This window comes from Roseburia sp. 1XD42-34 (assembly GCF_009917385.1).
In the GTDB taxonomy this organism is placed as follows: domain Bacteria; phylum Bacillota; class Bacilli; order Bacillales; family Amphibacillaceae; genus Virgibacillus.
In genome coordinates this window covers 1-6,344 of the sequence record NZ_QWLJ01000071.1, presented here as the reverse complement: position 1 = coordinate 6,344, position 6,344 = coordinate 1, and the positions used below count along the sequence as shown (strand labels likewise).

10 protein-coding genes are annotated in these 6,344 nt (G+C 36.5%); 9 read left to right on the top strand and 1 reads right to left on the bottom strand.

The genetic code is table 11. From position 1 onward, the window contains the following. Nucleotides 1-251 precede the first annotated feature (251 nt). The 8 genes from comGA to D1839_RS19770 all read left to right on the top strand — a co-directional run bounded on the left by comGA (nt 252) and on the right by D1839_RS19770 (nt 4,906). Nucleotides 252-1,268 carry a competence type IV pilus ATPase ComGA gene (gene comGA, locus D1839_RS19805; RefSeq protein WP_120381489.1) on the top strand — a complete coding sequence of 339 codons (1,017 nt, stop codon included), beginning with the start codon at nt 252-254 and terminating at the stop codon, nt 1,266-1,268. Then, complete coding sequence (comGB, locus tag D1839_RS19800) at nt 1,225-2,277, top strand: competence type IV pilus assembly protein ComGB (RefSeq protein WP_158589710.1); 1,053 nt, start codon at nt 1,225-1,227, stop codon at nt 2,275-2,277. The genes comGA and comGB overlap by 44 nt, the downstream gene beginning before the upstream one ends. Nucleotides 2,278-2,335: 58 nt before the next feature. Beyond that, nucleotides 2,336-2,635: a competence type IV pilus major pilin ComGC gene (gene comGC, locus D1839_RS19795; protein ID WP_120381487.1), complete on the top strand. Its 300-nt coding sequence runs from the start codon at nt 2,336-2,338 to the stop codon at nt 2,633-2,635. Then, nucleotides 2,604-3,059: a competence type IV pilus minor pilin ComGD gene (comGD, locus tag D1839_RS19790; protein WP_120381486.1), complete on the top strand. Its 456-nt coding sequence runs from the start codon at nt 2,604-2,606 to the stop codon at nt 3,057-3,059. The genes comGC and comGD overlap by 32 nt, the downstream gene beginning before the upstream one ends. After that, a complete protein-coding gene (locus tag D1839_RS19785) occupies nt 3,046-3,381 on the top strand; it encodes a PulJ/GspJ family protein (RefSeq protein WP_158589709.1) in 336 nt (111 codons plus the stop codon). Before comGD ends, D1839_RS19785 begins: the two co-directional genes overlap by 14 nt. Further along, nucleotides 3,332-3,778 carry a competence type IV pilus minor pilin ComGF gene (locus tag D1839_RS19780; RefSeq protein ID WP_120381484.1) on the top strand — a complete coding sequence of 149 codons (447 nt, stop codon included), beginning with the start codon at nt 3,332-3,334 and terminating at the stop codon, nt 3,776-3,778. The genes D1839_RS19785 and D1839_RS19780 overlap by 50 nt, the downstream gene beginning before the upstream one ends. Next, entirely contained in the window at nt 3,750-4,142 is a 393-nt protein-coding gene (gene comGG, locus D1839_RS19775) for a competence type IV pilus minor pilin ComGG (RefSeq protein WP_120381483.1), read from the top strand. Before D1839_RS19780 ends, comGG begins: the two co-directional genes overlap by 29 nt. 521 nt (nt 4,143-4,663) lie before the next feature. Then, complete coding sequence (locus D1839_RS19770; RefSeq protein WP_120381482.1) at nt 4,664-4,906, top strand: DUF2626 domain-containing protein; 243 nt, start codon at nt 4,664-4,666, stop codon at nt 4,904-4,906. A 115-nt stretch (nt 4,907-5,021) separates the two neighbouring features. Here the strand turns inward: D1839_RS19770 and D1839_RS19765 are convergent, their stop codons facing one another. After that, a complete protein-coding gene (locus D1839_RS19765) occupies nt 5,022-5,645 on the bottom strand; it encodes an MBL fold metallo-hydrolase (RefSeq protein ID WP_120381481.1) in 624 nt (207 codons plus the stop codon). Nucleotides 5,646-5,860: 215 nt separating this feature from the next. On the opposite strand from D1839_RS19765, the gene D1839_RS19760 reads away from it, so the two are divergent. Next, nucleotides 5,861-6,031 (top strand): DUF2759 family protein, encoded by a 171-nt coding sequence (locus D1839_RS19760; protein ID WP_120381480.1) that lies wholly within the window; start codon nt 5,861-5,863, stop codon nt 6,029-6,031. Nucleotides 6,032-6,344 lie beyond the last annotated feature (313 nt).

Sequence of the window (6,344 nt, the reverse complement as noted above, 5' to 3'; positions counted from 1 at the left end):
CACATCTCACAGCGTCTTCGCGCGCATACATTCCTTCGTTCGGTCTATCCATGAAGTGGGGCCGGCGATGCTTTCTTACCCTAGAAAAAATCACTTCTTTTATTCAACAAGTGTATTTTTATACCTTTCCTTACGTCTATGGTAGTCTTTTTATTCCTTTACACAAAGTATAATAAAAATCTTTTATTAAAAAAGAAGGAGTTTTGTTTCTTTTGTCGAAATATGAGTGGTATAAGGAGGTGAATCAATTTTTGAATCCAGCAGAAGCAAAAGCTACTAAATTATTACTGTATGCAATCGAGCAAGGAGCTTCAGACATCCACTTCTCCCCTTTATCGTCTCAAACCGATATCTATCATCGCATCCAAGGTAATCGCAGTTTTCACAAAACGATTTCTACTTCATCTTACCAGTTATTGCTTACGTACTTTAAATTTACTTCCGCCATGGATATTGGAGAGACTAGAAAGCCGCAAAATGGGACAATCACCTTACGGATAGCTGGGCAAGTCTACGATCTGCGTCTCTCCGCTTTACCGGTAAAGCATAACGAGAGCTTAGCCATCCGAATTCTACCCCAACAAGCATCCCTTCCGCTCCACCAATTATTTCTGTTTCCGAATCAATTACATCTTTTATTAACATGGATGAAAAATCGTTCTGGTCTTATTCTTATTAATGGACCAACAGGAAGTGGTAAGACAACTACCTTATACGCCGTTCTTGAAACAATCCGCAAACAACATTCACTACAAGCGATTACGTTAGAAGATCCCATTGAAAAAGACTTGGAGCAAATATTGCAGGTGCAAATAAATGAAAAAGCGGGAATTACGTATCAAGCAGGATTTAAAGCTGCACTACGACATGATCCAGACATTATCATGGTGGGTGAAATTAGAGATGCTGCCACGGCAGCATTTGCCTTAGAAGCGTCCCTATCCGGTCATCTTGTTTTAAGTACGATACATGCTGCCAATGGTTTAGGAACGTTGTATCGTTTGAAAAGCCTTGGTTTAGCCATGGAGGATGTAAAACAGTCTTTAGTTGCCATTGCATCGATTCAACTATTGTCCTTTGAAACCAAAAAGCATGGTAAACGAAGAGCCGCTATTCTTGAACTACTTGACCATTCTTTACTCACCAAGTACTTTCAGAATGATATAATTTGGCCAGCCGATCAATATCATTCATTTACTCACTTACGAAAGAAGGCATATGCTTATGGATACATTTCTGAAAAAACATATAACGAGACAAAAGAATGAATTGTCTCATCATGATCAATTACGCTTTTTAAAACGTCTGCACCACCTTTTAACGAATGGTTACCCTATTATTGAGGCTTTAGATAGTATTGCTTGGGATAAGCGATTTAGTGACTTTGCCACACACATCATGAATGAATTGACAACTGGAGCAAGCTTTGATCAAGCATTAAAGAAAGCCTCTTTTCACCCATCTATTACGAATTATCTTGCTTTTGCAATGTCCAATCAAAATTTGTCAGAGAATATAAAGAGAAGCTTTCAGATGTTTGAGCAGAGGCTTATCTATCGAAGCAAATTTAGACAAGCCATTCGCTATCCCATCCTTTTACTATTTATTTTCCTTCCTATCCTTTTTATGTTAAAACAAATTGTGATCCCATCCTTTATCGATTTATATCGAGGAACCCCTGGATCTTCGGCAATTCTTGTTATAGCAATGACACTTATCGACTGGTTACTCTTACTACTTATAATTACAACCGCTGCACTTTGTATCTTCGCAATAGGATGGAATTATTTCAAGCGTAACATTCCTATAGATAAGCAAGTGACATTCTACGCTCGCCTTCCTATATATAGGAATTTTTTAACTGTGCAAACCTCTTTTTTATTTGCCACTCAATTTAGTACGTTAATTCAGACTGGCCTACCATTTAAAGCAATTCTTCAGCAAATGATGTACCAAAAGAAACAGCCACTTATTTCTTACTATGCCAGGCTTATGACAGCACAATTAACGGAAGGAAGGCAACTTCCGTCACTACTCTCTCAACTTCGATTTCTGGATACACCACTTGCTAATATTTTTCAAAAAGACAGTAATACAGCAACATTGGAAAAGGATTTGAATGTATACGCTGAAAGCTTAATGGAGGAAACCGAACGTAGAATACTTAAAATGCTCACATATATTCAGCCTGTTTTCTTTATTATCATCGGCTGCTTCGTTTTATTCATTTATATGACACTAATGTGGCCAATGTTTCAGCTTATAAAAACAATTTAATTACAAAAGCATAACTCAAAAATATGTGTTAAATAATGCTAAGAAGGGAGATCTTTCTATGTGGAAGAAAAATGAAGCATTTACATTGATTGAAATGCTAATCGTTTTAATGATTATTGCGATATTAATCATTCTTATTGTTCCTAATTTAGGAAAACGTAGTCAAGAAGTAAATAGCAAGGGATGTGAGGCATTGGTCGCAGTCGTTCAAGCGCAAGTTGATGCTTACTATGCAGAACATAGCCGATTTCCAACTAGCTTGAACGCTTTAGTTCCAGAATACCTTAATGAAGAACAGAAAACATGTAATGATAAGGAACTAGGATATGACAATAAAACAGGAAAAGTACGGGGTTAAACGGTTGAAGCAAAACGGTTTCACCTTAATTGAAATGCTAATTGTGCTTAGTATTACGTTAATTATGTTAGGATGGACGTTACCTCCACTTTCTTCGCATGTAAACAAAATTAGCAGTAACCATGTCATCGATAAATTAGCCTCAGATGTCATAAAAATCCAACATATGCACGCTACAACATACGGAGCAGTAAAAATCCAACTTTATCATGATAAATACGTGGTGTTAAATTCCACGCGAATTATACAGCAAGTTCACTTGCCTGAAGGATTTTGGTTTAGTCAAAATGCCGACCATTTTATTGAATTTAATAAGAACGGAAATATTAAACGACCTCGAACATTTTATCTTTACTCTCCTACAGCACGATATAAAATAATATTTCCCTTTGGTAAAGGGAGGTTTCGTGTTGAAAAAGGATAGTGGATTTACACTCGTTGAAATAATTATTGCTTCTAGTATTTTGTTTACTTTCATTATTGTTCTCGCACCAGCTATTTCAATTCTTCATGTGGAACAAAAGATGTTAAGGGACCGGCTTGAGATTGCCTATGAACTTCACGACCAGCTGCAGCCTTCTATTTGGGAAAAGGAAAGCCCCATAAAATTATACGAGTTACAAGTAAATAAACGTAGAGTAACCATTGAAATCCTTGAAGAAAAAGAATATGTGAAAGGGTGTGCGTACTGGAATAATGCTAAACAAACAAATGAAGAATTATGCTTTTACGCCATATCATCGTGAATCAGGTTTTACACTTGTTACCACATTAATTGCAATTGGAATTTTGGCATTTAGTATTCCATTTGTCAGTTATGTTCTCCGCGATGCCTCTACAGTAAATTCGAATACTCATTTATCAGTGGGACAGTTTTTTATATTTATGCGTAATGAGGTGATGCAAGCGCAAGAGCTTAAAATATATCCAAACCAATTAAAGCTAATGATGCAAAACGGAGAGGAAGCTACGTTTGCAATGTACGGAAGCTTGGTACGAAGACAAGTCGATAATACCGGCCATGAAATTTATTTACGAGACGTAAAAAATATCTCTTTTTCCCCACTCCCTTATGGATTACTAATAACTGTTACTACTATAGAGGGGGAGCAATATGATAAAGAAATTATCTTTTACCCATAAAGAATCTGGGTTTATGCTGCCTCTTGTCTTATTCGTTACAACGCTTGTTTTCTTGATCATTTCAACTACCGTTCATCGTTATCAAAACAATGTGATTATGACCAAAAACCAAATCGAGCAACTAAAAATAGAAACGCTAGTACAAATGTCCCGAGAAAAAATAAAGCAAGAATTAATCCAAAACAGGGAGATAGAAAACCAAATGGATATCTCATTTCCTTACGGTGAAGTTTCTGTGCGGATAACATCTTTACCTCCCGAAAAATACCGCCTGTTTTATACTATTACTACGAATAACCAATCTAAGCTACAACTTACTGGTTTCTTAAAAACCCCTTCCTATGCCCCTTCATCCTTTCAGTGACCTTCTCTAGCTAGCTGAAATATACAAAAACCATCATTGCAGTTTATGTTGGTAACATTTCTGATGTTTATCCCGTTGAATAAGAATATATTTATGATAGATAAGAAAATAGGAATAACTATATACAAAGGTCTCTTCCCTTGTGTGTTGTGTAAAAATCGAATATAGGTAATAGGGGTCTAAAAAAGCAGGAGATATACACGTAACCTCCTCGAAAATTTTTTCGAATAATTTTCTAACATAAAAGTCAAAAGGCTACAATAAAGTGAATCTTCTTCAATCAGTGGGGGGTTTTTCATCCTCACTGATTGTTAGTACCCAAGGGTGTGACCTAAAAACCTCTAAAGCTATCAGGTATTTAGGCGCTTTTATCTCACGCTTAGTTGTGGCAGTACAATTTCCAACTCCTGAAGGGGGTCTTACAGCACATTATAGGTGGGATAAATATTACTTTCATTTACAAGTCCACACAGGTCGTTTATAATAACTATGATAAGGTTACCAAAAGGAGGGGGATGGACATGGATCGAATGTTTCGTGTGTTAGCCTTTTGGACAGGAATTTTCACCGTAATGTTTTTCGTGGGCGATATGCAAAAAACAGCTTTACTTTTCCTCGTTCAAACGGCCTTTTTCCTAACATTAAGTTATTTGAAATTATCTGAACGCATGTATATGTATTTATTCGGAGCGTACTGTACCATATTCTTTATTGGTTTTACATGGTATTCAGAATTTATACTAGTACCTGGATTCGGACAATAAGAGGCAACAAAAAGCCCTGCTACATTATTATGCGGGCTTTTTTGTTGTTCCTCCACCTTGTCCTTACAAGTAACGTTCCTAACCTGTTTTTAAGATGCTAACAGCCCATGTTAAGTTATGCAGTAAAAAAAGGGTTGTGTTTCTTTTCAAACTCAATATTTGTTTTGGGTCCATGACCTGGATAAACCGTAAATGATTCGTCCAATGTATATAATATTTCCTTTATCGATTTTTCTAATTGCTGATAATCTCCTCCTGGTAAATCGGTACGTCCAATACCTTGCTGAAATAATACATCACCACTTATTACGAATTGCTCTTCCGTAAACACAAAACTGACACTACCAGGAGAATGACCTGGTGTATGTAATACGTTGAAAGAAAATTCCTCTAGTTGCATTTTCTGCGGATATAGTAATTGGTCTGGCTTTTCTGTTTGCACTTTTTGTTGCGTAAATAAAAGGGAACCATTTTTACTTGGGTCTTCTAACCAGCTTGCTTCTAACTCATGAAGGAAAACATCGATATCATACTTCTTTCTTAGTTCATCCACTGCGCCAATATGATCAAAATGGGCATGTGTTAGTAAAATAGCTATTGGTGTTAAATGATGTAGAGTTAAAAATTGTGCTACTTTCTCTGCATCACCGCCAGGATCAACAATCAATGCTTCCTCCTTTCCGTAGACAATATAACAATTGGTTCCTAAAGGCCCTAAGGGCATGGTATGTAAATTCATTGTTCCATCTCCTCTCGTTATTTGCAGAAAACCTCATGCCAAGATGTCATTTTTACGTTAATTGAAAGCTAACAGAAATTATCAATGCTAAGTCTCGACAAACATCATATAATGCTATAGAATAAGGAATATAACCGCACTAGTTACATAATAATACAAATACATTTTCTATACCAACAATAGGAAATGAGAAGCTATAAGGAGGAAAAAGATTCATGCATATCGTATTAGGGGTTTTGTTTTTATTAGTAGCTATACTTGCAGTTGTATCTATCATTCGTCAAATGAAATACAAAAATATTCTCGCCATTGGATTTTCTGCAATAACAGCATTAGCATTTGGCTTTTTTGCTATTGCCACCATCATTACCGAGCTAAAAGGATAGACAAGAACAAAGGTGCAGAGCGCCCGTTTAGTAACGTAGCGACTGGATCAACTAAAGTTTTAGAAATCATGCCACTAAAAACAGAGGTATGCTGACGTCGGGCCGCAAGCCCGTATTTAGTCGGCCTTCCTCTTAGCTACAACCGATGATGACTTTATCGTGGGCGCATTTCTAAAGTCGCATCATTGCTGGGCTCATGTCCCGGACGTAGCTATTCGGTTATTTTGGTATCCCTAAAAGCAACCATTTTTATACTCCCTCTATATACTAACGTTTTCTCTTGTTTTCTTTGTTTTTCTTAGAATTTCATTTT